19 protein-coding genes are annotated in these 24,855 nt (G+C 70.5%); 13 read left to right on the top strand and 6 right to left on the bottom strand.

Annotated features, from left to right (window positions below; all coding sequences use genetic code 11):
* Positions 1-224: 224 nt before the first annotated feature.
* From ACFWYW_RS45515 to ACFWYW_RS45500, 4 genes are all read left to right on the top strand, one after another.
* Entirely contained in the window at positions 225-833 is a 609-nt protein-coding gene (locus ACFWYW_RS45515) for a superoxide dismutase (protein WP_379610701.1), read from the top strand.
* A 70-nt stretch (positions 834-903) separates the two neighbouring features.
* The gene (locus ACFWYW_RS45510) at positions 904-2,013 is read left to right on the top strand and encodes a serine/threonine-protein kinase (protein ID WP_379610702.1); all 1,110 of its coding nucleotides are present in this window, start codon (positions 904-906) and stop codon (positions 2,011-2,013) included.
* Positions 1,965-3,395: a serine/threonine-protein kinase gene (locus ACFWYW_RS45505; RefSeq protein WP_379610704.1), complete on the top strand. Its 1,431-nt coding sequence runs from the start codon at positions 1,965-1,967 to the stop codon at positions 3,393-3,395. Before ACFWYW_RS45510 ends, ACFWYW_RS45505 begins: the two co-directional genes overlap by 49 nt.
* Before the next feature lie 42 nt (positions 3,396-3,437).
* Positions 3,438-4,826 carry a class II fumarate hydratase gene (locus tag ACFWYW_RS45500; RefSeq protein ID WP_379610705.1) on the top strand — a complete coding sequence of 463 codons (1,389 nt, stop codon included), beginning with the start codon at positions 3,438-3,440 and terminating at the stop codon, positions 4,824-4,826.
* A gap of 159 nt (positions 4,827-4,985) precedes the next feature.
* Here ACFWYW_RS45500 and ACFWYW_RS45495 read toward each other — a convergent pair whose 3' ends face one another.
* On the bottom strand, positions 4,986-5,942 hold the full coding sequence (locus tag ACFWYW_RS45495) for a LysR family transcriptional regulator (RefSeq protein ID WP_379610706.1): 957 nt from the start codon (positions 5,940-5,942) through the stop codon (positions 4,986-4,988).
* Between the two features lie 120 nt (positions 5,943-6,062).
* Here ACFWYW_RS45495 and dnaE point away from each other — a divergent pair, with 120 nt between their 5' ends.
* Positions 6,063-9,575, top strand: coding sequence for a DNA polymerase III subunit alpha (gene dnaE, locus ACFWYW_RS45490; protein ID WP_379610707.1), 3,513 nt, complete (start codon positions 6,063-6,065; stop codon positions 9,573-9,575).
* On the opposite strand, the gene trpD is transcribed toward dnaE, so the two are convergent.
* Positions 9,541-10,614, bottom strand: a complete 1,074-nt coding sequence (gene trpD / locus ACFWYW_RS45485; protein ID WP_379610708.1) for an anthranilate phosphoribosyltransferase — start codon at positions 10,612-10,614, stop codon at positions 9,541-9,543. The genes dnaE and trpD overlap by 35 nt on opposite strands.
* A gap of 241 nt (positions 10,615-10,855) precedes the next feature.
* On the opposite strand from trpD, the gene ACFWYW_RS45480 reads away from it, so the two are divergent.
* Genes ACFWYW_RS45480 through ACFWYW_RS45460 form a run of 5 tightly spaced genes read left to right on the top strand, consistent with a single transcriptional unit; the run spans position 10,856 to position 16,922 of the window.
* Positions 10,856-11,605, top strand: coding sequence for a 3-hydroxybutyrate dehydrogenase (locus ACFWYW_RS45480; RefSeq protein WP_379610709.1), 750 nt, complete (start codon positions 10,856-10,858; stop codon positions 11,603-11,605).
* Positions 11,605-13,476 carry a helix-turn-helix domain-containing protein gene (locus tag ACFWYW_RS45475; protein WP_379610710.1) on the top strand — a complete coding sequence of 624 codons (1,872 nt, stop codon included), beginning with the start codon at positions 11,605-11,607 and terminating at the stop codon, positions 13,474-13,476. The genes ACFWYW_RS45480 and ACFWYW_RS45475 overlap by 1 nt, the downstream gene beginning before the upstream one ends.
* Positions 13,477-13,507: 31 nt before the next feature.
* Positions 13,508-14,779, top strand: coding sequence for an MFS transporter (locus tag ACFWYW_RS45470; RefSeq protein ID WP_379610711.1), 1,272 nt, complete (start codon positions 13,508-13,510; stop codon positions 14,777-14,779).
* Positions 14,776-15,786: an alpha/beta fold hydrolase gene (locus ACFWYW_RS45465; protein ID WP_379610713.1), complete on the top strand. Its 1,011-nt coding sequence runs from the start codon at positions 14,776-14,778 to the stop codon at positions 15,784-15,786. The genes ACFWYW_RS45470 and ACFWYW_RS45465 overlap by 4 nt, the downstream gene beginning before the upstream one ends.
* Positions 15,786-16,922: an alpha/beta hydrolase family protein gene (locus ACFWYW_RS45460; RefSeq protein ID WP_379610714.1), complete on the top strand. Its 1,137-nt coding sequence runs from the start codon at positions 15,786-15,788 to the stop codon at positions 16,920-16,922. The genes ACFWYW_RS45465 and ACFWYW_RS45460 overlap by 1 nt, the downstream gene beginning before the upstream one ends.
* A 4-nt stretch (positions 16,923-16,926) precedes the next feature.
* On the opposite strand, the gene ACFWYW_RS45455 is transcribed toward ACFWYW_RS45460, so the two are convergent.
* Positions 16,927-18,924 (bottom strand): glycosyltransferase family 2 protein, encoded by a 1,998-nt coding sequence (locus ACFWYW_RS45455; protein WP_379610716.1) that lies wholly within the window; start codon positions 18,922-18,924, stop codon positions 16,927-16,929.
* Positions 18,925-18,984: 60 nt separating this feature from the next.
* Positions 18,985-19,620, bottom strand: a complete 636-nt coding sequence (locus ACFWYW_RS45450) for a lytic transglycosylase domain-containing protein (protein ID WP_379610717.1) — start codon at positions 19,618-19,620, stop codon at positions 18,985-18,987.
* Between the two features lie 321 nt (positions 19,621-19,941).
* Between ACFWYW_RS45450 and ACFWYW_RS45445 the strand changes: the two genes are divergently transcribed.
* Genes ACFWYW_RS45445 through ACFWYW_RS45435 form a run of 3 tightly spaced genes read left to right on the top strand, consistent with a single transcriptional unit; the run spans position 19,942 to position 22,570 of the window.
* The gene (locus ACFWYW_RS45445) at positions 19,942-20,616 is read left to right on the top strand and encodes a response regulator transcription factor (protein WP_184967676.1); all 675 of its coding nucleotides are present in this window, start codon (positions 19,942-19,944) and stop codon (positions 20,614-20,616) included.
* Positions 20,616-22,025 (top strand): ATP-binding protein, encoded by a 1,410-nt coding sequence (locus tag ACFWYW_RS45440; RefSeq protein ID WP_379610718.1) that lies wholly within the window; start codon positions 20,616-20,618, stop codon positions 22,023-22,025. The genes ACFWYW_RS45445 and ACFWYW_RS45440 overlap by 1 nt, the downstream gene beginning before the upstream one ends.
* On the top strand, positions 22,022-22,570 hold the full coding sequence (locus tag ACFWYW_RS45435) for a hypothetical protein (RefSeq protein ID WP_379610719.1): 549 nt from the start codon (positions 22,022-22,024) through the stop codon (positions 22,568-22,570). Before ACFWYW_RS45440 ends, ACFWYW_RS45435 begins: the two co-directional genes overlap by 4 nt.
* Here the strand turns inward: ACFWYW_RS45435 and ACFWYW_RS45430 are convergent.
* Together ACFWYW_RS45430 and ACFWYW_RS45425 are read right to left on the bottom strand one after the other, a co-directional pair.
* Entirely contained in the window at positions 22,560-23,879 is a 1,320-nt protein-coding gene (locus ACFWYW_RS45430) for a PhoH family protein (protein ID WP_379610720.1), read from the bottom strand. The two genes, ACFWYW_RS45435 and ACFWYW_RS45430, sit on opposite strands and share 11 nt — an antisense overlap.
* Before the next feature lie 195 nt (positions 23,880-24,074).
* Positions 24,075-24,842, bottom strand: coding sequence for an isoprenyl transferase (locus ACFWYW_RS45425; RefSeq protein ID WP_184967670.1), 768 nt, complete (start codon positions 24,840-24,842; stop codon positions 24,075-24,077).
* Between the last annotated feature and the right edge of the window lie 13 nt (positions 24,843-24,855).

Below are 24,855 nucleotides of genomic sequence, written 5' to 3'. Positions count from 1 at the left end.
GGGTCCCCCTCCAGTGGTTTTTGGGCACGACCGGGCCGGGGCATGAAAGGGGGGGGCGGGCTAACTTAGACCGCTCGCCCGCACGACCAGGACCTAACTGACTCTTGCCATGATGTCTTAGTTGCGAATAGTTCGCAAGAAGAGCTGGACCTAGGTCGCAGGTCTGATGCAGTTGCGTGATAGTTGCAATAGTGTCGGATGCCAGTGATCGACTAGGAGGACACATGGGGGAGTACACCCTTCCTGACATGCCTTACGACTACGCGGCGCTGGAGCCCGCCATCACCGGCGAGATCCTGGAACTGCACCACGCCAAGCACCACGCGGCGTACGTCAAGGGCGCCAACGACACCCTGGAGCGCCTCGCCGAGGCCCGCGACAAGGGCGAGTTCGGCGGGCTGGTCGGACTGGAGAAGACGTTCGCGTTCAACCTCTCCGGCCACGTGCTGCACTCGATCTTCTGGGAGAACCTCTCCCCCGACGGCGGCGACCGCCCCGACGGCGCGCTGCGGGCGGCCATCGACGAGCACTTCGGCACGTTCGAGGCCTTCCAGAAGCAGTTGACGACGGCCACCGCCGGGGTGCAGGGTTCCGGTTGGGGAATCCTGGCCTGGGAACCGCTCGGCAAGCGCCTGATCGTCGAGCAGGTCTACGACCACCATGGCAACGTCGGCATGAACAGCACGCCGCTCCTGGTCTTCGACGCCTGGGAGCACGCGTACTACCTGCAGTACCGCAACGTCCGCCCGGACTACGTGGAGAAGCTGTGGAGCCTGATCAACTGGGACGACGTAACGCGTAGGTTCGCTGACGTCACAAGTCAAGCGAGTTGACCAAAGTTCGCAACTTTTTATCGGCCCGGCCTCTACTGGTCGGTTTACACAAATAGGTAAGCTGCCTGCCATGCGTGCGCCCGCCGGTTACCTCCTCGCCGCGCGCTACCGGTTGTTGGAGCCGGTCGGCCGCGGTGGCATGGGCACCGTTTGGCGAGCGCATGACGAGTTGCTTGACCGGCACGTGGCGGTCAAGGAAGTGCGGCTGCCCGCCGTACTCGATGAAGAGTTGCGCGCGGAGTTGTGCGCCCGCACCGAGCGCGAGGGCCGGGCCACCGCGATGGTCGCCCACCCCTCGGTCATCACCGTCTTCGACGTGGTCACCGAGGACGATCGGCCGTGGATCGTGATGGAGCTGCTCCAGGCCAAGTCCCTGGAGCAGCTCATCCTTGAGGACGGACCGCTCCACCCGCGCAAGGCCGCCGAGATCGGCCGCCAGATCCTGGGCGCGCTGCGCGCCGTCCACGCCAAGGGCATCCTGCACCGCGACGTGAAGCCCAGCAACGTGCTCGTGACCGAGGACCGCGCGGTGCTCACCGACTTCGGCCTGGCCGCGCTGGAAGGTGACGTCTCGATCACCCAGGCGGGCATCGTGCTGGGGTCCGCGGGTTACATCGCGCCCGAGCGGGTGCTCGGCGCCAAGGCCAGCCCCGCCGCCGACCTGTGGTCGCTCGGCGCGACCCTCTACACCGCCGCCGAGGGCAGAGGTCTCCATGGCCGGCGTACGGCTGCCGCCGCCCTGGCCGCCCTGACCAGCGGTGAGCCGATCCCGATGGCCAAGGCGGGCCCGCTGGCGCCCGTGCTCGACGCCCTGCTGCGCATCGACCCGGAGACCCGGCTCGACTCGGTGCGCGCCTCGCTGATGCTGGCCCGCGTGGCGGCGGGCGGTTCGGCCGAGGAACCGCTGCCGGTGAAAAGGGGCGCGCGGCCGACGCCGGTGATCACCACCCCGTCTTTCGCGCGCAGGCCCGCGCATCGCGGGCTGCATCGGGCGGAGGCCACGGCGGCGGCGCTGGCCGTACCGGGGCCCAGGATGGAACGTCGACAGGGCGAGGGCGTGCACCGCAAGCGCGTGGAACCACGTCCCACTCTGTCGGCTTATGCCCGATTTAAAGCTGCGGTGATAAAGTTGTGCCTTCCTCGTCGCTTCTGGCCACGAGAACTTCGCAAGCGAGGGTAAAGCACTTCCTAAGCGAGAATCGATATCTTCTACCCATGCCGGAACAGCACACACGCCTGCTCGCGGAGCGCTACGAGCTGATAGCCCCGCTTGGCCGGGGCACCATGGGCACCGTGTGGCGCGCCCGTGATCGCGCCCTCGGCCGGGACGTGGCGGTCAAGGAGATTCGCCAGGATCCCGGGCTCAGCGAGGAGCAGCGTGCCGAGCTGCGCGAGCGCATGGTCAGGGAAGGCCGTACCGCCTCCAGGATCAACCACCCCTCGGTCGCCTCGATCCACGACGTCATCATCGAGGACAACAGCCCGTGGATCATCATGGAGCTGGTCGAGGCCCGCTCGCTGGAGCAGGTCATCGACGAGGAGGGCCCGCTGCCGCCGCGGCTCGTGGCCGAGATCGGCGTCGACCTGCTGGGCGCGCTGCGCGCCGCGCACGCCCAGGGCATCACCCACCGTGACGTCAAGCCCGGGAACGTTCTCGTCACCGCGAGCGGGCGGGTGGTGCTGACCGACTTCGGCATCGCCAAGCAGGAGGGCGACAGCAAGCTCACCAAGACCGGCATGGTGATCGGCTCGCCCGGCTACACGGCTCCGGAACGCGCCAGAGGCGAATACACCGGGCCGGAATCGGACATCTGGTCGCTCGGCGCGACCCTGTACTTCGCGGTCGAGGGACGGCCGGCGTACGAGCGCTCGTCGATCGCCGAGACGCTGGCGGCGCTGCTCAGCGAGAACGCGGACCTGCCCACGCAGGCCGGGCCGTTGCGCCCGGCGCTGACCGGGCTGCTGAACAAGGACTACAAGCAGCGGCTGAGCGCGGCGCAGGCCGAGACCATGCTCAGGATGGTCGCCGACACGCCCACCAGCGAGATCCCGATCATCAAGGACGAACCGCCGAAGGCGCCGCCGCGGCCCCCGAGGCCCGCCGAGGGCTACGACCCGGACCGCACGATCGCCGTACGGGTCCCCAAACCACCCCAGATGCCCACAGCCGCCCGTCCCCCGGCCCCGCCCGTACGCAACCCCCAGGCCCCCGCCTACCCGGCCTCGGCCAACACCGCGCCCCACCCCACGTCCCGCCCCCAGCCCCCGGCTCCGCCCGTACGCCGGCCGCCGGTCGACGAGGGGGACGTCAACACCATGCGCGTCTACCCGCCAGGCCAGCAGGTCTACCCGCCGCCCCCGCACATGCGCCCCCAGCAGCAGCCACCTCAGCCGCCGCCGGTCTTCGAGGAGAAGGGGCTGGGCACCGACCTGTTCGCCATCGCCGGCACCAACCAGGAGCCGCCGCAGACCGGCAACAAGCGCGGCATGCTCATCCTCATGGCCGTGGCCGCGGCGACCGCGGTCATCATCGCGATCCTCATCGTGGCGCTCGTCAGCTGACCGCCCTCATGAGGCAGACCCCCATGAGACAGACTGGGAGCCATGAGCGAGTTTCGGATTGAGCATGACTCCATGGGCGAGGTCCGGGTGCCGGCGGGGGCGCGCTGGCGGGCGCAGACCCAGCGCGCCGTGGAGAACTTCCCGGTCTCCGGCCGCCCGCTTGAGCCGGCCCACATCGCCGCGCTCGGCCTGATCAAGGCCGTGGCCGCGGAGGTCAACGGCGAACTCGGCGTGATCGGCAAGGATCTGGCCGAGGCCATCGCGCAGGCGGCGGCCGACGTGGCCGACAACGAGTACGACGCGCACTTCCCCATCGACGTCTTCCAGACCGGCTCCGGCACCTCGTCCAACATGAACGCCAACGAGGTGATCGCCAGCCTGGCGGAGGAGCGGCTGGGCCGTCCTGTGCACCCGAACGACCACGTCAACGCCTCGCAGTCGTCCAACGACGTCTTCCCGACCTCGATCCACGTGGCCGCCGCGACCGAGGTCACCTTCCACTTGCTGCCCTCCCTTGAGCACCTGGCGGCGGCGTTGCGGGCGAAGGCGGCGGAGTTCGCCGATCACGTGAAGTCGGGCCGTACGCACCTCATGGACGCGACGCCGGTCACCCTGGGCCAGGAGTTCGGCGGCTACGCCGCGCAGATCGAGCACGGCCTGGCCCGGGTCCGCTCGGCGCTGCCCCACGTGCTCGAACTCCCCCTGGGCGGCACCGCGGTCGGCACCGGCATCAACACCCCGCCGGGCTTCGCCGAGCAGGCGATCGCGAAGCTGCGCGAGGCCACCGGGATCGCGTTCCGCGAGGCGGACGACCACTTCGAGGCGCAGAGCGCGCAGGACTCGATCGTCGAGCTGTCCGGGCAGCTCAAGGTCGTGGCCGTCTCCCTGAACAAGATCGCCAACGACCTCCGCTGGATGGGCTCGGGCCCCCGCGCCGGTCTCGGCGAGATCAACCTGCCCGACCTGCAGCCCGGCTCGTCGATCATGCCGGGCAAGGTGAACCCCGTCATCCCCGAGGCCACGGCCATGGTCGCCGCCCAGGTCATCGGCAACGACGCGGCCATCACCTTCGCCGGCGCCTCGGGCACGTTCGAGCTGAACGTCCAGCTCCCGGTGATGGCGCGCAACATCCTGGAGTCGATCCGCCTGCTGGCCGCCATCTCACGCCTGCTCGCCGACCGCACCGTCTCCGGCATCACGGCGAACGTGGAGCGCCTGCGCGAGTACGCCGAGTCGTCGCCGTCGATCGTGACGCCACTCAACCGCTACATCGGTTACGAGGAGGCGGCCAAGGTCGCCAAGCAGGCACTGGCCGAACGCAAGACGATCCGCCAGGTCGTCATCGAACGCGGCCACGTGGCCAATGGCGCCCTCACCGAGCCCCAGCTCGATGCCCTCCTCGACGTGCTCTCCATGACCAAACCCTCTTGAAGACCGCCCATACGTTACGGCGAAGCCGCCCCCACCCCCACCCGCCGACGCGGGCGGGCGCCGATCGTGGGGGTCGCTTCTCACGTCGGACGTGGTCCCCACCGCAACGGCCACCCTTGGCCACCCGGCGGGGAAACCCCTCAGCCCGCCCGAGGGAGGTCACCCCAGCCCGCCCGGCCCGCGGAAAGCCTCGCGGTCTCGGGCGGGCAGCCAGTGCCGGTCCGGGGTGAAGGCGCGGAAGCTCTCTCGCACATGCCCCACAAAAGCCCGCAGGATCGGCCGCCGGTTCTGCCGGTGCACGATCAGCGAGCACGGATAGGCCGGTGACGGGTTGACCAGCGGGATCTGCGTCGTGTCCGGGTGCCGGGGGATGCGGGTCCGCTCGCCCGCGAAGCTGACCCGTTCCCCCTCCGCCACCGTCTCCACGAAGTGCTCCCAGCCGAAGTCCGGGCCCGAGGTGTCCACCCGGAACCCGAAGGCGGCGGCCATCTCGGCATAGAAGCCGGCCCACTCGCTGCCCTCCTCGTTGCCCGGCATCCAGACGGTCATCCCGGCCAGGTCAGCGGTCTCGATCTGCCTGTGCCCGGCCAGCGGATGCGTCCTGCCGACCAGGAGATGGAGCGGTTCCAGGTAGGCGGGGACGGCTTCCAGCGTGTCGGGCAGCACGCCGTCGGCGCGGGCGAAGACGGCGTCCACGTGGCCCTTGCCGAGGCTCTCGCGGGCGCTTCTGAGGCCGTTGGAGGTGACGACGTCGATGTCGGCTTCGCCGCGGGCGCGGTGGAAGGAGCGGACCAGTTCGATGGAGGCCACCCGGGTGTCCAGCACGTCCACGCGCAGCGCCCGGTGCCGCCGCCTGGCCAGTTCGACGGCCTGGTCGGCCAGGCCCACGAGGGCGCGGGCGTGGGTCAGGAAGGCGGCGCCGTCCTGGGTGAGGTCGGCGCCGCCGCGCGTGCGGTAGAACAACGTCAGCCCGAGGTCTGACTCCAGCTTCGCGATCCGCTTGGAGACGGCCTGCTGGCTGAGGCCGAGCTGTGCGGCGGCCTCGCTGAAGAAGCGTTCCTCGGCGATCGCCACGAACGCGCGCACCGCGCCGAGGTCGAGCTCGGGACCTTCCACCGCCACCTCCTTACACAACCACTCGTTGTGCTTTTCCGCGTGTCGATTGTTGGACAGCCCATGTCGGCCTCGGGTCGAATGCTCGGGTTCCGCGCCGAGCGTACAACCAGGAGGAGTGGCATGAGGTCCTTCGCACACCTGCACGTGCACACGGAGTACAGCATGCTGGACGGCGCCGCCAAGGTGGCGCCGCTGATGGCGGAGGCGGTCAGGCTGGGGATGCCGGCCGTGGCCATGAGCGATCACGGCAACGTGCACGGGGCCTACGAGTTCCACCAGGCGGCGCGGAAGGCGGGCGTCAAGCCGGTCATCGGGATCGAGGCGTACGTGGCGCCGGCCTCCCGGCGGGACCGGCGGCCGGTGTTCTGGAGCGAGGACCTGTCGCTGCGGCGCTCCAACGACGAGACCGGGGCGGGCGGCGACGTGTCGGGGCGCGGGCTGTACACGCACATGACGATGTGGGCGGCGGACGCGGCGGGGCTGCGGAACCTGTTCCGGCTGCAGTCGCGGGCCTGGCTGGAGGGACACGTCCAGAAATATCCGCGCATGGATGATGAAATCCTGGCCGAGCACCACGAAGGCGTCATCGCCACGACCGGCTGCCCCTCGGGAGAGGTGCAGACCCGGCTGCGCCTCGGCCAGTACGACCGGGCGCTCGCCGCCGCCGCCCGCTACCGCGACGTCTTCGGCCGCGACAACTACTTCCTGGAGCTGATGGACCACGGCCTGGCCATCGAGCGCCGCGTCCGCGAGGACCTGCTGCGCATCGGCACCGCGCTGGGCCTGCCGCCCCTGGCCACCAACGACTCCCACTACGTCACCGAGTCGCAGTCCCAGGCGCACGACGCGTTGCTGTGCATCGGCACCGGCAAGCGGCTGGCCGACGCCGACCGGTTCCGGTTCGGCGGCAGCGGCTACTACCTCAAGCCCGCCGAGGAGATGCGCGCCCAGTGGGACGCCGAGGTGCCGGGGGCCTGCGACAACACCCTGCTCGTGGCCGAGCGGGTCGGCGACTACTCCGAGGTCTTCGCCCACCGCGACCTCACGCCGAGGTTCCCGGTGCCGGAGGGCGAGAGCGAGTCGAGCTGGCTGCGCGAGGAGTCGCTGCGCGGCGCCCGCCGCCGCTACGCCGGCGAGCCGCCGCAGGAGGTCCTGGACCGCATCGACTACGAACTGTCGGTCATCGACACCATGGGCTTCCCCGGCTACTTCCTGGTCGTCTCCGACATCTGCCGGCACGCCCGCGAGAACGGCATCGGCCTGGGTCCCGGCAGGGGTTCTGCCACCGGCTCCATGGTCGCCTACTGCACCGGCATCACCGAGCTCGACCCGATCGAGCACAAGCTGATCTTCGAGCGGTTCCTCAACCCCGAGCGGATCACCATGCCCGACGTGGACCTCGACTTCGACGACCGCCGCAGGGACGAGATGATCGACTACGTCACCCGCAAGTACGGCGACGACCGCGTCTGCCAGATCGTCACCTTCAACACGATCAAGGCCAAGGCCGCCGTCAAGGACGCCTGCCGCGTGCTCGGCCACCCGTACGCGCTCGGCGACCGGATCAGCAAGGCCTTCCCCGCGGCCGTGGGCGGCAAGGAGATCCCGCTCCAGGCCATCCACGACGAGGACCACCCCCGCCACGGCGAGGCGGCGGAACTCCGGCAGATGTACGCCGCCGACGCCGAGGTCCGCCAGGTGATCGACACCGCGACCGGCGTCGAGGGCCTGGTCCGCGGCACCGGCATCCACGCCGCCGGCGTCATCCTGTCCAGCGAGCCCCTGCTGGACGTGCTCCCGCTGGCCAAGCCCAAGGCCGCCGGCCCGGTCGTGACCGCCTTCCCCTTCACCCAGGCCGAGGACATGGGCCTGCTGAAGATGGACTTCCTCGGGCTGCGCAACCTCACCGTCATCCAGGACGCGACAGCCGGCGTACGGGCGAACAAGGGTGTGGACGTCGACATCCTCGACGTGCCGCTCGACGACGCCAGGACCTACGAACTGCTCGCCCGCGGCGACACGCTCGGCGTCTTCCAGCTGGACAGCGGCGGCATGCGGGTCCTGCTGCGGCTCATGCGGCCGACCACGTTCACCGACATCGCCGCGGTGAACGCGCTCTACCGGCCCGGCCCGATGGAGATGAACGCCCACACCAACTACGCCCTGCGCAAGACCGGCAGGCAGCCGGTCGAGCCGATCCACCCCGAGCTGGAATCGGCCCTGGAGCCGATCCTGGGCGACACCTACCACCTGGTCGTCTTCCAGGAGCAGGTCATGGCCATCGCCCAGCAGCTCGCCGGGTACTCGCTGGGCGCCGCCGACATGCTGCGCAGGGCCATGGGCAAGAAGAAGAAAGAGGTGCTGGACGCCGAATGGGACCGGTTCTCGACCGGTATGCGGGCCAACGGCTTCTCCGACCCGGCGATCAAGGCCGTCTGGGACGTCCTGGTCCCGTTCAGCGGCTACGGCTTCAACAAGTCGCACACCGCCGGATACGGCCTGGTCTCCTACTGGACCGCCTACCTCAAGGCCAACCACCCCAGCGAGTACCTGGCCGCGCTGCTCACCTCGGTCGGCGACGACAAGGACAAGATGGCCGTCTACCTGGCCGACGCCCGCCGCGTGGGACTCAAGGTCCTGCCACCCGACGTCAACGCCAGCCGGCTGGACTTCGCCGCCGTCGGCGCCGACATCCGCTTCGGACTCGGCGCGGTGCGCAACATCGGCGCCAACGTCGTGGAGGCCATCGTCACCGCCCGCACCGAGAAGGGCCCCTACACCGGCTTCAACGACTTCCTCGGCAAGGTGCCCGCCGCCGTCTGCAACAAGCGGGTCATCGAGTCGCTGGCCAAGGCGGGCGCGTTCGACAGCCTGGGACACCGCCGCAGGGCGCTGGTCGCCGTGCACGAGCAGGCCGTGGACGCGATCGTCGGCGTCAAACGCAACCAGGGCCACGGCCAGGACTCGCTGTTCGCCGAGGACGCACTGTCGGCCCCGATCCCCGACGAGGAGTGGGACCAGCCGACGCTGCTCGCCCACGAGCGGGAGATGCTCGGCCTGTACGTCTCCGGCCACCCGCTGGACGGCGCCGAGCAGCTCCTTCGCGCCCACCGCGACACCACGATCGCCGCCCTGCTGTCCTCGGGCCGTCAGGACGCCAGGACCCGGGTCAGCGGCATCGTCTCCGGCCTGCAGCGCAAGGTGACCAAGCAGGGGCACCCCTGGGCCGTCGTCACGCTGGAGGACCACGAGGCCGCCGTCGAATGCCTGATCTTCCCCAAGGTCTACACGCTGTGCGGAGAGTCGCTGGCGCAGGACGACGTGGTGTCCGTCAGCGGCCGGGTCAACGTCCGCGACGAGACGCTGAGCGTCTACGGCGAGGAGGTCACGTTCCTGACGGTGCCCGACCCGCCGCTCGTGATCCGGCTGGAGGAGGAGAAGCTGACGCTCCGGCTGGTGCGGGAGTTCAAGCGCATCCTGACCACGCACCCCGGCCAGACCCCCGTCCACCTGCGGGTACGCCGCGCGGCGGGCAAGGACGTCCTGATGAGCCTGCCCGCCTGCACGATCAACCCCGGCCCCGCCTTCCACGCCGACGTCAAGGCGCTCCTGGGTCCGCTTTCCCTCTCCTGAGGTACGCCGCCCGCGTGGCCGCCGCCCACCGGGTGAGCAGGCCGGCGGCGGCGCCGGAGTCCACGGCGTCGGCGGTACGCCGCATCGCCTTGCCCAGCGCCTCGGTGAGCTCGCCGGCCGGTGGCGTCCCGTCGGCGGCGACCAGGGCGGCGGCGGCGTTCAGCAGCACGATGTCGCGCACCGGGCCCTGCTCTCCCGCCAGGACCCGCCTGGCGACGCCGGCGTTGTGGGCCGGGTCGCCGCCGCGCAGGTCGGCCACGGTGGCCCTGGGGATGTCGAGGTCGGCCGGGTCGAAGGCGGTCCGGTGCACGGCGCCCCGCCGTACCACGTGGACGGTGGACGGACCGGTGGTGGTCAGCTCGTCGAGCCCGTCGTCGCCGCGGAAGACCAGCGAGGACCCGCCGCGCTCGGCGAGCACGCCCGCGATCACCTCGGCCATGCGCGGGTGGAAGACGCCGACCGCCTGCGCGGCGGGCAGGGCGGGGTTGGTGAGCGGGCCGAGGAAGTTGAAGACGGTCGGGACGCCGAGCTGCCCGCGCGCCTTGGAGGCGTGGCGCAGGAAGGGATGGAAGATCGGGGCGAACAGGAACGTGATCCCCACCTCCTCCGCGACCTCGGCCGCCGCGGCCGGGTCCAGGGAGATGGCGACCCCGAGTTCCTCCAGCACGTCGGCCGCCCCGGAGTCGGAACTGGCCGAGCGGGAGCCGTGCTTGACCACCTTCGCCCCCGCCGCGGCGGCGACGATCGCGGCCATGGTGGAGACGTTGACGGTTCCGGCCCGGTCGCCGCCGGTGCCGACCAGGTCGACGGGGTCGCCGGGGATGCGGATCGCGGCCGAACAGGCGAGCATCCCGTCGGCGAGCCCGGCGACCTCCTCGACACTCTCCCCCTTGGCGCGCAGGGCCACGGCGAAACCGGCGATCTGCGCGTCGGTCGCGGCGCCCGACATGATCTGCTCCATCGCCCACGCGCTGTCGCGCGCCGACAGCGACCCGCCGCCGAGCAGCGTGGTGAGAAGTGCGGGCCAGGTGGTGGTCACGTGACGCCTCCGGGTGTCGAGTCTGCTCGGCAAGGCGGAGGGAAAACACGAAAGGCCGCCTCGTCGAGGCGGCCGTAGAGATGAACGCTAGGGGATCCGCCTAGGAGACGGGCCACCAGGAGTACGAGAACGCGTTCATGAGCCAAACCTTAGCACCTCGGTGTGGACCACATAGATCAACACCCAGGTATGGCGGCGGCACCCATGCGTCCGGAATCGGCCAGCGCCTATGGTCGGGAGCATGGGGAACGAGCTGAGCGGCCGGACCGCCCTGGTGACGGGGGCGGGTGCGGGGATCGGGCGCGCGTGCGCGCTCAAGCTGGCCTCGCTGGGGGCCGCGGTGGTGGCGGTCGACCGGGACAGGGAGGCGGCGGAGAAGGTCGCGGCCGAGACGGGCGGGCTGGCCGTCGTGGCCGACCTCGCCGCGCCCGCCTTCGTCACGAAATTTCCTGAAGAAGTCGACATCGTGGTCAACAACGCGGGCTTCCAGCATGTCGCCCCGATCGAGGAGTTCCCGCCGGAGACGTTCGCGACCATGCTCAAGGTCATGCTGGAGGCGCCGTTCCTGATCGCCGGGCACGTGCTGCCCGGCATGTACGCACGGGGCTGGGGCCGCTTCGTCAACATCACCTCGGTGCACGGGCTGCGGGGCTCGCCGTACAAGTCGGCGTACACGGCGGCCAAGCACGGGCTGGAGGGCCTGTCCAAGGTGATCGCGCTCGAAGGCGCGCCCCACGGCGTCACCTCCGCCTGCGTCTCGCCCGGGTACGTCAGGACCGAGCTGGTCGAACGCCAGATCGCCGACCAGGCCAGGGCGCACGGCATCCCGGAGAGCCAGGTGCTCACCGACATCATGCTCGGGCCCGAGGCGATCAAGCGGCTGATCGAGCCCGGGGAGGTGGCCGACCTGGCCGCGTACCTGTGCGGGCCGAGCGGGTCATTCATCACCGGGGTCACGCTCACCGTCGACGGCGGCTGGACGGCACGCTAGTGGTCAGGCGCTTCCTCGAACTTCTCGCCCGGGAGGCCTCGGCGGTCGAGTTCGAGGGGCCGATCATCGAGGCGCGGGCGGCGGGCGCCGACCCGGCCGAGATCGAGCGGCTCGAACTGGCCAAGGTGGAGGCGCTGCGGGTCAGGCAGTTGCTGCGCCGCCGGGCCAGGCGCGAGGCCGAGCTGTCGGCGCTGTTCGACACCGCCGGGGACCTGGCCGCGCTGCGCGACCTCGACGCGGTGCTGGAGGCGATCGTCCACCGGGCCAGGCAGTTGCTCGGCACCGACACCGCCTACCTCACCCTGGGAGACCCCGAGCGCGGCGACACCTACATGCGGGTCACCGACGGCTCCGTCTCGGCCGCCTTCCAGGCGCTGCGGCTCGGGATGGGCGACGGGCTCGGCGGGCTCGTGGCGCAGACGGCGCGGCCGTACTCGACCGCGGACTATCCCGCGGACTCGCGCTTCCACCACACCGGGACCATCGACTCGGCGGTCAAGGAGGAGGGCCTGGTGGCCATCCTCGGGGTGCCGCTCAGGCTGGGGCGCCGGGTGATCGGCGTGTTGTTCGCGGCCAACCGCAGCGCGCGGCCGTTCCTGCAAGAAGAGGAGGCGCTGCTGGCGTCGCTGGCCGCGCACGCGGCGGTGGCCATCGACAACGCGCGGCTGCTCCAGGAGACGCGCAACGCCCTCGACGAGCTGTCCCAGGCGCACAGGACCGCGCGCGAGCACGCGGCGGCGGTCGAGCGGGCCGCGCTGGCCCACGACCGGATGACCTCGGTGGTGCTGCGCGGCGGCGGCATCGAGAACGTGGCCGCGGTGATCACGGAGGTACTCGGCGGGACGCTCACCGTCCTCGACGACCTCGGCCGTCCCCTGGCCGGTGACGCCGGCGCGGCCGGGCCCGATCCCGGCGTCTTCGAGGCGGCGCAGGCCTCGCGCGCCCTCGGCAGGACCGTACGGCGCGGCGAACTGCTCATCGCCAGCGTCGACGTCGGCGGCGAGCCGCTGTGCACACTCGTCCTGCGCAGCGATGACGCCGACGAGCGCATACTCGAACGCGGCGCCCAGGTCTGCGCGCTGCTGCTGCTGTTCCGGCGCAGCGTCGCCGAGGCCGAGGGCCGGGTGCGCGGCGAACTCCTGGACGACCTGATCTCCCGGCCCGGCTCACCCGGCCTGGCCGACCGCGCCCGCAGGCTGGGCCTCGATCTGGACACCCCGCACGTGCTGGTCGTGGCCAGGCACGAGGGACAGCGCGAGCGCGCGGCGTTCTGGGCCTCCTCGCAGGCGGCGATCCGGCACGGGCTGGCGGCGGCGCGCGGCGAGGAGGTCGTGCTGCTGCTGCCGGGTGACGATCCCGGCGGAATCGCCCGCCGGATCGCCGCCGAGCTGACCGCCTCCCTGGGGCAGCCGGCCACGGCGGGCGCGGCCGTACCGAGGAACGGGGAGGTCACGGCGGCCTACCGGGAGGCGCAGCGGTGCGCGCAGGCGCTGGTCGCGCTGGGCCGGGCGGGCGACGGGGCGGGCGCGGCCGAGCTGGGGTTCGTGGGCCTGCTCATCGGCGACGGCCAGGACGTACCCGGCTTCGTGGACTCCGTCCTGGGCCCGGTGAGCGGCTACGACGCCCGCCGGGGTACCGCGCTGGTGGACACGCTGGCCGCCTACTTCGCCGCGGGCGGCTCGCCCTCGCGTACGGCCGAGGCCATGCACATCCACGTCAACACCGTCACCCAGCGCCTGGACCGCATCGCCAAGCTCCTCGGCGACGGCTGGCAGGAACCCGAGCGCGCCCTTGAGCTCCAGCTCGCGCTCCGCCTGCACCGGCTCGGCCACACAACCTCCCCCCAGAGTGTGGAGAACGGCCCCATATGAGTGACGCCCGTCACTCTTTAGCGTGACCGGCATGGCCACTTCCATCAAGAAGATCGTCGGCGCGAGCCTGATCGGCACCACCATCGAGTGGTACGACTTCTTCCTGTACGGCTCCGCCGCCGCGCTGGTGTTCAACAAGCTCTTCTTCCCCGAGAGCGACCCCCTGACCGGCACATTGCTCGCCTTTCTCACCTACGCCGTCGGGTTCGTCGCCAGACCGCTGGGCGGCCTGATCTTCGGCCACTTCGGCGACCGGGTGGGCCGCAAGACGCTGCTGGTCGTCAGCCTGCTGCTGATGGGCGCGGCGACGTTCCTCATCGGCTGCCTGCCCACGCACGCCGCGATCGGCGCGGCGGCGCCGCTGCTGCTGACGGTCCTGCGCCTGGTGCAGGGCTTCGCCCTCGGCGGCGAGTGGGGCGGCGCCGTGCTGATCGTCTCCGAGCACGGCGACTCCGCCCGGCGCGGCTTCTGGGCGTCGTGGCCGCAGGCGGGCGCGCCGGGCGGCAACCTGCTGGCGACGGGCGTACTGGCGGTGCTGGCCGCGGTGCAGTCGGAGTCGGCGTTCCTGTCGTGGGGCTGGCGGGTGCCGTTCCTGCTGTCGGGCGTGCTGGTGCTGATCGGCCTGTGGATCCGGTTGTCGATCTCCGAGTCGCCCGTCTTCCAGCAGGCGCCGAAGGAGGTGACGCCGCCGATCGTGACCGTGCTGCGCCACCACCGCCGCGACGTGCTGACCGCGATCGGCGCCCGCCTCGCCGAGAACATCTCGTTCTACCTGCTGACGGTCTTCGTCATCACCTACGCCAAGGCCGAGAAGATCGACAACTCGACCGTGCTCAACGCGGTGCTCATCGCCTCGGCCATCCACTTCCTGACGATCCCGGTGTGGGGCGCGCTGTCGGACCGCGTCGGCCGCCGTCCGATCTACCTCGCCGGCGCCGCCGGCATCGGGGTGTGGATCTTCGCGTTCTTCCCGCTGGTCAGCACCGGCAACTTCCTGGCGATCACGCTGGCGGTGACGGTCGGCCTGCTGTTCCACGGCATGATGTACGGCCCGCAGGCCGCCTTCTTCGCCGAGCTGTTCGCCACGCGCTCGCGCTACACCGGCGTGTCCATTGGCGCCCAGTTGTCGGCCATCGTGGCCGGCGCGCTGGCCCCGGTGATCGCGGTCGCCCTGCTCAGGGCGTACGACAGCGCGGTGCCGATCTCCATCTACCTGGGCATCGCCGCCCTCCTGACCCTGTTCGCCGTGTACAAGGCCAAGGAGACCCAGGGCCGCGACCTGGCTGAGAGGATCCACGCGTGAGAGTCACCACCCGCCGCCTCACCCAGCACGTCCTGAAATTTCGGGACAGTGGTTTTCGGGACAACGGGGCTGAGCCCGTGCTGTTCGTCCACGGCAACATCTCCTCCGGCGCCTTCTGGCGCGACACCCTGAAGGCCCTGCCCGAGCCCTACCTCCCGCTCGCGCCCGACCTGCGCGGCTTCGGCGAGACCGACCCGGCCTCCGTCGACGCCACCCGCGGCCTGCGCGACTTCTCCGACGACCTGACCGAGCTGATCGAGACGCTCGCCCTGCCCAAGGCCCACCTGGTGGGCTGGAGCATGGGCGGCGGCGTCGTCCTGCAACTCCTGCGCGACCACCCCGGCCTGGTCAGGAGCATCACCCTGGTCAACCCCGTCTCCCCCTACGGCTACAGCGGCACCGAAGGCCCCGACGGCACGCTGACCCACGAGGACGGCACCGGAGCGGGCGCCGGAGCGGCCAACCCCGACTTCGTGGCCCGCCTCAGGGCGGGCGACACCACGGACGAGTCCCCCACCTCACCCCGGTCCGTCTTCCGCAGCTCCTACGTCGCCGCCCCGGTCCCCGACGAGGACTTCTACGTGGCCTCGATGCTCACCACCAGGATCGGCGAGCACAACTACCCGGGCGACGCCGCCACCTCCGACCGCTGGCCCGGCGTGGCACCGGGCAAGAGCGGGGTCCTGAACGCCCTGGCCCCCACCCACTTCCGCCTCGACGACCTCCACGAACTCCCGGAGAAGCCGCCGATCCTGTGGATCAGGGGCGCCGACGACCTGATCGTCGCCGACGCCTCGCCGTTCGACCTGGCGCACCTCGGCGCGATCGGCGTGGTGCCCGGCTCCCCCGGCACCCCGGCCCAGCCGATGATCGCCCAGACCAGAGCCGTCCTGGAGCGCTACGGCCGCTACGAGGAAGCCGTCCTGCCCAACTGCGGTCACAGCCCCCACCTGGAGCACCCGCAGGAGTTCCGCCGCCTGCTCCTCGACCATCTCGGACGGTCCTGATGCACGCCTTAGCCGCCCTCACCCTGCTCGGCAGCATGGTCGTCGCCACCCCGCAGCTCACCGTCCCCGGCGCCGAACACACGGTCACCGCCGCCCTCGCCGACCTCACCACCGCCGGCACGACCGCCACCGGCCACACCGACCCCGCCGACTGGGCCGGTCTCCACTCGGCGGCCACGACCAACCCCACCGGCGTCCCCGGCACCCAGATCGACGGCTACTTCCCCGACACCTCCACCGGCAACAAGACCCGGGGCTGGAACCACGACTCCCAGTTCGTCATCCGCCTGCCCAAGAACTGGAACGGCGGCCTGGTCGTCTCCGGCACCCCCGGCAACCGGGAGCAGTACGCCAACGACTTCACCATCTCCGACTGGGTCCTCGCCAAGGGCTACGCCTTCGCCGCCACCGACAAGGGCAACGTCGGCCTCGACTTCCACACCGACGGCCGCCGCCCCGGCGACGCCATCGCCGAATGGAACCACCGCGTCACCCAGCTCACGCTGGCCGCCAGATCCGTCGTGAGGCAGCGGTACGGCAGGCCGCCCGCCCGCACCCTCATGGCCGGCATCTCCAACGGCGGCTACCTGGTCAGGTGGCAGCTGGAGAACCGCGGCCACCTCTACGACGGCGGCGTCGACTGGGAGGGCACGCTCTGGCGGCTGAAGGGCGACAACCTGCTGGACTTCCTGCCCACGGCGCTCAAGCACGGCCCGCTGCGGGCCGGCTTCCCGCCGGAGTCGGAGTTCCTGTGGCCCTTCCACCGCCAGTACTACTGGGAGCTCACCCAGCAGCTCTACCAGAAGGAACTGGACCCGTCCTACACCGGCGCACCGGCCGACTACGTGTATGCCGAGCGCCGGCCGTACGCGGCCGTGGCGAAGATCGCGCTGACCGGCCGGATCACCAAGCCGCTCATCACCGTCCACGGCACGCTGGACGCCCTGCTGCCCATCGCGCGCTCTTCCGACGTCTACGCCGGGATGGTCGGCCCGCACCGCCCCTTCCGCTACCACCGCGTCGAGGGCGGCACCCACCTGGACGCCCTGGTCGACGCCTATCCGGACCGGCTCAGGCCGATCCTGCCCGAGTTCAGGAAGGCCTTCGAGGAGCTGGAGGACTGGGTCGGCCCTTGAGGTATTAGTCCTTGAGGTAGCGGTGCTTGCCCGCGCGAGCCAGGCGGACCAGGTGCCGGGCTCCCGGCAGCCGCCGGCCCAGGCGGCGCAGCATCGTGTCGCGTCCCATGGGCGAACGCCGCGCGGGATCCAGCTCGGTCGAGGCGCACACCTCGACCCTGCTGCCGCGCATCTCCAGCCCGAAGCGCAGGCCCACCTCGTCGTCCTCGGCGCGCAGCGAGGACATCCAGGCGCCGGGACCGAGCCGGTCGCGGCCCGGCAGCAGCCGCTTGACCGGAACCTTGGCCACGAGCTGGCCCGCGATCCTGCCCGGTACGCCCGGCTCCACCAGAGCGGGCGCGGAGATCTCGCGCAGGCGGCCGGCCGTGTTGCGCAGCACCAGCTCCAGCGGCGGTCCGCCGCTCGGCGGCACGTACGGCACGGGCACGACCACGTAGATGTGGTTCTCCTGCCGGCGGATGCTGGCGCCCGGTGAGACCAGGGCGATCGACTCGGAGAACGAGCGCGGCTCGATGGCCAGGCCAAGCTCTCCGGCGTCGGTCCAGCACGGGACGACCAGGCGGCGCCTGGGGCGCTGGGCCAGGATGCCCAGGCAGTTGAGCGGGCCGTCGGGGCGGCGTACGCGGGTTCTGGCCTGGAGGGCGCCGCCGTACATGCGGACGTGGACCTCCCATTGACCGGAGGCGAGCGGGGTGCCGAGCGCGGCGACGGCCACGTCCAGCTTGGCCTCGCCGACGATGCGCAGCCGTACGTGGTCGTCCTCCGGCACGCGTTCCACGTGGTAGGTGACGGGCAGGAAGTAGACGACTCCGGTGTCGGCGTGCCGTACGTAGACCTCGATGCGGGCGCGCGCCACTGCGGTCGTGACGTCCGTGACGCCGTCGGGCAGGACCTTGTCGTCGAGCGAGCACGGCGGCAGCCACCGCAGGCGCCCGTCCTCCTCCGCCCGGTAGCGGGCGGGCTCGCCGTCGGCGGCCAGCACCTCCACGGCCAGGCCGAGGGCGAGCACCGGGCCGTCCCAGCGCACGTCGAGCAGGTCGGCGCGCAGGTCCGCGCGGCGCGTGGCGTTGGCGTAGCTGATGAGCTGGTCGAGGCGGCCGGCCCGCAGGAACGCGGCGACCGCGCGCAGGTGCACCGGCAGGTGCCGGTCGAGCCGCTCGGGGAAGCGTTCCAGCACGAGTTCCCTGCTCGTGGTGAACATCTTCCCGCGATCCACCGAGGACCCGGCGAAGCGGGCGCTGAGGAACGGGCGCAGCACCACGGACCGCAGCCAGTGGGCGTACATGCGGTCGCGCTGGCGGCCCTGCTCGGTGTGCTCGTCGACGACGTTCAGCAGCGACAGCAGTTCGCCGGCGACCGTGCGCAGGTCGTCGTCGGCCTCCTCGCGCTCGCCGAGGTGGCAGCAGACCTGGTCGGCCAGCACCGCGACGACCTTGGCCAGGAGGTAGGCGCGCACCACGAACGCCTGCTCGGCCATCCGCCCCCCGGGTACGGCGAAGCCCAGCTGATGCTTCTCCAGGAACGCCCGGCGGAAGAGCTTGTGCGGCGTGAGCAGGCTGAGCAGCCGGTCACGCAGGATGTCGGCGCGGGCGGTGCTGGCCTCGAACGCGGTCATCGGCGGCCCCGAGTCGCGTACGAGGCGGCCGACGAGCACGTCGGCGTCGGTCTCCCCGGCCCGCGTGTGCATGTGCTCCAGCGCGGTGCGCTCCAGGCGGTCGCGCTGGTCGAGGAAGTAGACGAACTCGCCCTTGGCGGCGGCCAGTCCGATGTTGCGCCCGCGCATGGGCGAGCCGGTGTGCGGCAGGTGCAGGACCCTCACGTTTCTGCGGACCGCGGCCACGGTGTCGAGGCGCTCCGCGATGCCGTCCGTGGACCCGTCGTCCACGAAGATCACTTCGTACGCCTCCGGCGGCAACGTCTGCTCCAGCACGGAGCGGATGCACGGGTCGGCGCCGACACCCGGATTATGGACACTGACGATCACGCTGACCTTCATAGCCATGTCGCCAGGGTGCGCCGTACTACCGGATCAGGCGCGACGGCTTGCCGATCGAATAGCGGGTCAGTACCAGCCCTTGGCCTGGGAATGGCCCCAAGCACCGCAAGGCGTGCCGTAGCGGCCCTTGATGTAACCGAGGCCCCACTCGATCTGGGTGGCGGCGTTGGTCTGCCAGTCGGCGCCCGCGCTGGCCATCTTGCTGCCGGGCAGCGACTGGGGGATGCCGTAGGCGCCGGAGTAGCGGTTCATGGCCCGCTCGTTCCAGCCGCTCTCCTTGTGCCAGAGCTTCTCCAGGCAGCCCCACTGGTCCTCGCCGAAGCCGAACTGGCCGAGCATCCCCTTGGCGAGCGCCTTGTTGCTGCCGGGCGAGGGGTTGCTGCCGACCGGGAAGTTGGCGGGCGGGAAGCCGTCGCCGCCCGGCCCGCGCTTCTTGATGATGACCGGGTCGAGGCCCTCGACGCCCTTGCGCTCCTTCTTGAGCTTGTCCTTCTGGTACGCCGTGACCGCCGCGGCCTTGTAGGAGTCGGCCTTGGGATCCGGCGAGTAGAAGTCGCCCATGGCGATCTTGCCCCACTCTTCGGGGGAGATCGGGGTGTGGACGGCCTTGGAGTTCTGGATCGCGGTGTAGGCGGTGAAACCGCCGCCACCGGCCACGACCACGACCGCCAAACCGAAGATCAGCACGCGCTTCGGGCTCATCGCCTTCTTCTTGCGGCGAGACGGCGGCGCTTCGCGCTCCTTCAACTCCGGACCAGGGCTCACGACCTATGAGAATGCCCTGTCCCAGGGGGTGGTCCGCAACCAAAACGCGACATCCGGTTGGTGTTCCATTGACTGATCAGCAGGCCACACAGGTCTTTCTTTCACGACTGTGACTTTTGTCACATGCGTAAGGCCCGCCCCTCGCGCCCCGCTCACCGAAGGGAGAGCCTCATTACAGACTTCCGCCTACCCTTCCCAGTGATGTCACATTTTTATGACAGAACACGGATATTCGCGGGGTGGAAGAATAATGTGCGCGTGGCTGGCATCCTCCTCGTCGAAGACGACCCCTCCGTCCGCACCGCCCTGGAGCTGGCGCTGACCCGGCAGGGGCATTCCGTGACGTCCTACGCCACGGGCGAGGAGGCGCTCGACCACATCAGGTCCCGCCGCCCGGAGATCGCCATCCTCGACGTGATGCTGCCGGGAATCGACGGGGTCGAGGTGTGCCGCCGCATCCGCCGCCTCGACCAACTGCCGGTCATCCTGCTCACCGCCCGCGGCGACGACCTCGACGTCGTGGTCGGGCTGGAGGCCGGCGCCGACGACTACGTGGTCAAGCCGGTCGAGCCCCGGGTGCTTGACGCGCGGATCAGGGCCATCCTGCGCCGCGCCGAATCGGCCTCCTCCGACCGCATCTCCTTCGGCGACCTCATGATCGACCGGGGCGCGCTGAAGGTCACGCTGGCCAACAAGGAGATCCACCTGACCCCCACCGAGCTGCGGCTGCTGCTGGAGCTCGTGCGTCATCCCGGCCAGGTGCTCAACCGGCGCTACCTGCTGCGCGTCGTCTGGGACCACACCCACGTGGCCGACTCCCGCCTCGTCGACGCCTGCGTCCAGCGAGTGCGGGCGAAGATCGAACCGCGCCCGGCCGAACCGGTGTTCATCCACACCGTCCGCGGCTTCGGCTACCGGTTCAGCCCTCCGTGATGCGGCCGCCCACCGGACTGCGCGCCCGCCTGGTCATCACGTTCACGCTCGTCGCCGTGGCGGCCTCGGTCATGGTCGCCACCATCGGCTACGAGCTGGCCAAGGCCGCCCTCATCGAGCGGGCCGAGGGCAGCGCCGTCGACCTGGTCACCAGGGAACTGCGCCAGATCACCTTCCCGGTCGGCACCCTGCGCCAGGGCGAGGCGGCGCCCGACTCCAAGGACCTGCGACTGCTCGCCGACGCGCTCAACGGCCCCGGCCGCAGCGTCGCGCTCGAGTACGGCCACCTCAGCTACTCAGAGGGCCCGCTGTCGATGGCCAACGTCCCGCACGAGCTGCACGGCAGGGCCCGCGGCGGCGTGGTCAAGCAGCGCCAGGTGATCCGCAACGACGTGTGGCTGATCGTCGGCGCCGAGGTCTACCGCAGGGACGGCCCCGTGCCCGAGGCCAGCGGGCTGCGCGCCTTCGTCTTCTTCTCCATGCGCGAGGAAGAGGACCAGCTCACCACGCTCAAGGGCTCGCTCGCGCAGGGCGGCGCGGTCATCGTGCTGATCGCGCTCGGCGTCGCGCTGGTCTCGGCCAGAAGCGTGCTGCTGCCCGTACGCCGCCTCAGCGCCGCCGCCCAGGCGCTCGGCGAGGGCCGGCTCGACACCCGGCTGCCCGTGCACGGCCAGGACGAGCTGGCCGCGCTGACCGCCAGGTTCAACGACGCCGCCGCCGCGCTGGAACTCAGCGTCTCCGAACTCCGCGCGCTCGAGGCCCTCTCGCGCCGCTTCGTCGCCGACGTCTCGCACGAGCTGCGCACGCCGCTGACCGCGATGACCGCCGTGGCCGACATGCTCATGGAGGAGGCCGAGCGGCTGCCCGACGCGCCCGCCGAGGCGGTCAGGCTCGTGCTGTCGGAGATCGAACGGCTGCGCCACCTCGTCGAGCACCTCATCGAGGTCAGCCGCTTCGACGCCGGTACGGCCACGCTCAACGTGGAATCCGTCAACGTCCACGACGCCATCCATGACAGCCTGGAGACACGCGGCTGGACGGAGACCGTGGAGGTGAACGTGGCCAAGGGACTGGCGGCCACCGTGGACCCGCGCCGCTTCGACGTGATCGTCGCCAACCTGGTGGGCAACGCGCTCAAACACGGCGGCCCGCCGGTCCAGGTATCGGCCAGAGGCACGGAGAACGGGCTGGAGATGAAGGTACGCGACCACGGCGCCGGGATTCCGGAGGAGGCGCTGCCGTACGTCTTCGACCGGTTCTTCAAGGCGGGAGCGGGACGCTCGCGCAGCCACGGCAGCGGGCTCGGCCTGGCCATCACCAGGGCGAACGTGCACCTGCACAACGGCACCATCTCGGTGCGCAGGCAGGGGCCCGGCACCCTGTTCACGGTCTGGCTGCCGGGCCTGTGAACGGCCGGCGAACACTGACGGCCGGCCTCCTCCTCGCGGTGGCGGGCTGCGGGATCACGCCCACGAACGTGGTGGACGTGTCGGGACCCCCGACGGTCAGGATTCCGCCGCCGTCCAAGACCATCTACCTGCTCAAGCCGGTCGAGCAGCGGCAGGACAGCAGGCGCGCGCGCTTCGAGCTGACCAAGGAGCCGGCCGACGTGGAGAACGACACCGTGGACAGCCTGCTCACGGCGTTGTTCCAGGCCAACGGCCGGCAGCTGGGCGGCCTGCACACCGCCCTGCGCGGCTTCACCTACGAAGGCATGCAGGACTCGCTCGACCCGGTGACCCGTGACGAGACCCGGCTGCCCCGGACGTCCACGCTGACCGTGTACATCAAGGGCACCGGGCCGCTGTCCCTGCTGGGCAAGAAGCAGATCGTCTGCACCGCCCAGCAGGAAACGCAGTTCGAGCAGGTGAAGATCATCCGCCAGTTCCCCAGCAGGGCGCCCCAGGACGAGGGGCAGCACATCTGCGGAAAACTGAAGGACGCTAAAGAGTGATGTCCTCCAGCATCTCCGTCACCAGCGCCGCGATCGGCGAACGCTCGGACCTGGTCAGCGTCACGTGGGCGAACAGCGGATGCCCCTTGAGCTTCTCCACGACTGCCACGACGCCGTCATGGCGGCCCACCCGCAGATTGTCGCGCTGGGCGATGTCGTGGGTGAGCACCACGCGGGAGTTGGCGCCGATGCGGCTCAGCACCGTCAGCAGCACCCCGCGCTCCAGCGACTGCGCCTCGTCCACGATCACGAACGCGTCGTGCAGCGACCGGCCGCGGATGTGGGTGAGCGGCAGCACCTCCAGCATGCCGCGGTCGATGACCTCCTCGATCACCTCCGGGGTGGTCACCGCGCCCAGGGTGTCGTAGACGGCCTGGGCCCAGGGGCCCATCTTCTCGCCCTCGGTGCCGGGAAGGTAGCCGAGCTCCTGGCCGCCGACCGCGTACAGCGGGCGGAAGACCACGACCTTGCGGTGCTGGCGGCGCTCCAGAACGGCCTCCAGGCCCGCGCAGAGCGCCAGGGCGGACTTCCCCGTGCCGGCCCTGCCGCCCAGCGACACGATGCCGATCTCGGGGTCCATCAGGAGCTCCAGCGCGATGCGCTGCTCGGCCGAGCGGCCGTGCAGCCCGAACACCTCGCGGTCGCCCCGCACCAGCTTGACCGACTTGTCGGGCAGCACCCGGCCCAGCGCCGAACCCTTGCTCGACAGCAGCCGCAGCCCGGTGTGCGCGGGCAGGTCCCTGGCCTCCTCCAGTTCCGCGGCGCCGTGCTCGAAGAGCGTCTCGACGTCCTCGGTGGTCACCTGGATCTCGGCCATCCCCGTCCAGCCCGACTCCACGACCAGTTCGGCGCGGTACTCCTCCGCCGACAGGCCGATCGAGGCCGCCTTGACCCGCAGAGGCAGATCCTTGGAGACCAGCACGACGTCGCGTCCCTCGGCGGCCAGCGAACGGGCCACGGTGAGGATGCGGGTGTCGTTGTCGCCGAGGCGGAAGCCTACGGGCAGGATGGACGGGTCGCTGTGGTTGAGTTCAACCCTGATCGTGCCTTCCCCGGTGGGCATGGGCTCGTCGAGCCTGCCGTATTGCACGCGCAGGTCGTCGAGGTAACGCAATGCCTTGCGCGCGAAGTAGCCGAGTTCTGGATGGTTCCGCTTCCCTTCCAGCTCCGTGATCACGACGATCGGGAGGACGACCTCATGCTCGGCGAATCTGGTCATCGCCGCCGGGTCGGCTAGAAGGACCGACGTGTCCAGCACGTAGGTGCGCTTGCCGGAGTTGGTCGAAGGGTTGCTCGAGGACACTGCCACACGTTCTCCCCCGGGCGCCCATGGGGACAGGCGCCCTGCAGACGAGGTGGGAATCGGACCGGACCCGCGCCCGCCGACGGGCGCCGGGATCCGGCCCCCCTCAGCAGATTGCGCAGCAAAGGCGGGCCCCCTCCGAAGTGACCGGCCTTCGGCCGGTCACTTTCAACGTTACGTACCAGATACCCCCATGCGGGATCAGGAACCGTAACGACGGTGTCTCGCGGCGTAGTCGCGCAGCGCCCGCAGGAAGTCGACCCTGCGGAAGTCGGGCCAGTAGGCCTCGCAGAAATAGAACTCGGAATGAGCGCTCTGCCAGAGCATGAACCCGGAAAGCCGCTGCTCTCCCGAGGTCCGGATGAGAAGGTCCGGGTCGGGCTGGCCGCGAGTGTAGAGATGCTCGGCGATGTGCTCGACATCGAGAACCTCGACGAGGTCCTCGATGCTGGCTCCCTTGCTTGCTTGCTCCTGGAGGAGTGAGCGCACCGCATCGGCAATCTCACGTCTTCCTCCATACCCAACCGCAACGTTCACAATCAACCCTGGACGGTGTGATGTGACTTCCTTTGCGTTTTTTAGGACATTTGCCGTCCTATCCGGCAACAGATCGAGCGCGCCGACCGGGCTGATCCGCCAGCCCTCCTCGACCAGCTCCTGCACCACGTCCTCGATGATGCGAAGGAGCAGCTCCAGCTCGTCCTTGGGGCGGTTGAGGTTGTCGCTGGACAGCATCCAGACGGTCACGACCTCCACGCCCGCCTCACGGCACCAGGTGAGCAGCTCGGAGATCTTGTCGGCGCCCTTACGGTGCCCTCTGCTGACGTCCTCCAGACCCATCGAGCGGGCCCATCGGCGGTTGCCGTCGATGATGACGCCTACGTGCCGGGGGCCATTGCCCTTCGACAGCTTGAGCTTGGCCTCCAGCCGGTGTTCGTACACCCGGTAGACCAGGTCGCGCAGGCCCACGGAGCCCTCCCAG

This window comes from Nonomuraea sp. NPDC059023, assembly GCF_042740095.1.
GTDB lineage: Bacteria > Actinomycetota > Actinomycetes > Streptosporangiales > Streptosporangiaceae > Nonomuraea.
The sequence above is the reverse complement of the archived record's forward strand: the minus strand, read 5'-3'. Positions and strand labels throughout refer to the sequence as shown.

What these genes read in the sequence shown, in the direction of transcription:
- ACFWYW_RS45500 (WP_379610705.1), top strand. Translation starts at nt 3,438, where the DNA reads ATGAGCGAGTTTCGGATTGAGCATGACTCCATGGGCGAGGTCCGGGTG.
- dnaE (WP_379610707.1), top strand. Translation starts at nt 6,063, where the DNA reads ATGAGGTCCTTCGCACACCTGCACGTGCACACGGAGTACAGCATGCTG.
- ACFWYW_RS45455 (WP_379610716.1), bottom strand. Translation starts at nt 18,924, where the DNA reads ATGGCTATGAAGGTCAGCGTGATCGTCAGTGTCCATAATCCGGGTGTC.
- ACFWYW_RS45450 (WP_379610717.1), bottom strand. Translation starts at nt 19,620, where the DNA reads ATGAGCCCGAAGCGCGTGCTGATCTTCGGTTTGGCGGTCGTGGTCGTG.
- ACFWYW_RS45510 (WP_379610702.1), top strand. Translation starts at nt 904, where the DNA reads ATGCGTGCGCCCGCCGGTTACCTCCTCGCCGCGCGCTACCGGTTGTTG.
- ACFWYW_RS45440 (WP_379610718.1), top strand. Translation starts at nt 20,616, where the DNA reads ATGCGGCCGCCCACCGGACTGCGCGCCCGCCTGGTCATCACGTTCACG.
- ACFWYW_RS45460 (WP_379610714.1), top strand. Translation starts at nt 15,786, where the DNA reads ATGCACGCCTTAGCCGCCCTCACCCTGCTCGGCAGCATGGTCGTCGCC.
- ACFWYW_RS45470 (WP_379610711.1), top strand. Translation starts at nt 13,508, where the DNA reads ATGGCCACTTCCATCAAGAAGATCGTCGGCGCGAGCCTGATCGGCACC.
- ACFWYW_RS45515 (WP_379610701.1), top strand. Translation starts at nt 225, where the DNA reads ATGGGGGAGTACACCCTTCCTGACATGCCTTACGACTACGCGGCGCTG.
- ACFWYW_RS45480 (WP_379610709.1), top strand. Translation starts at nt 10,856, where the DNA reads ATGGGGAACGAGCTGAGCGGCCGGACCGCCCTGGTGACGGGGGCGGGT.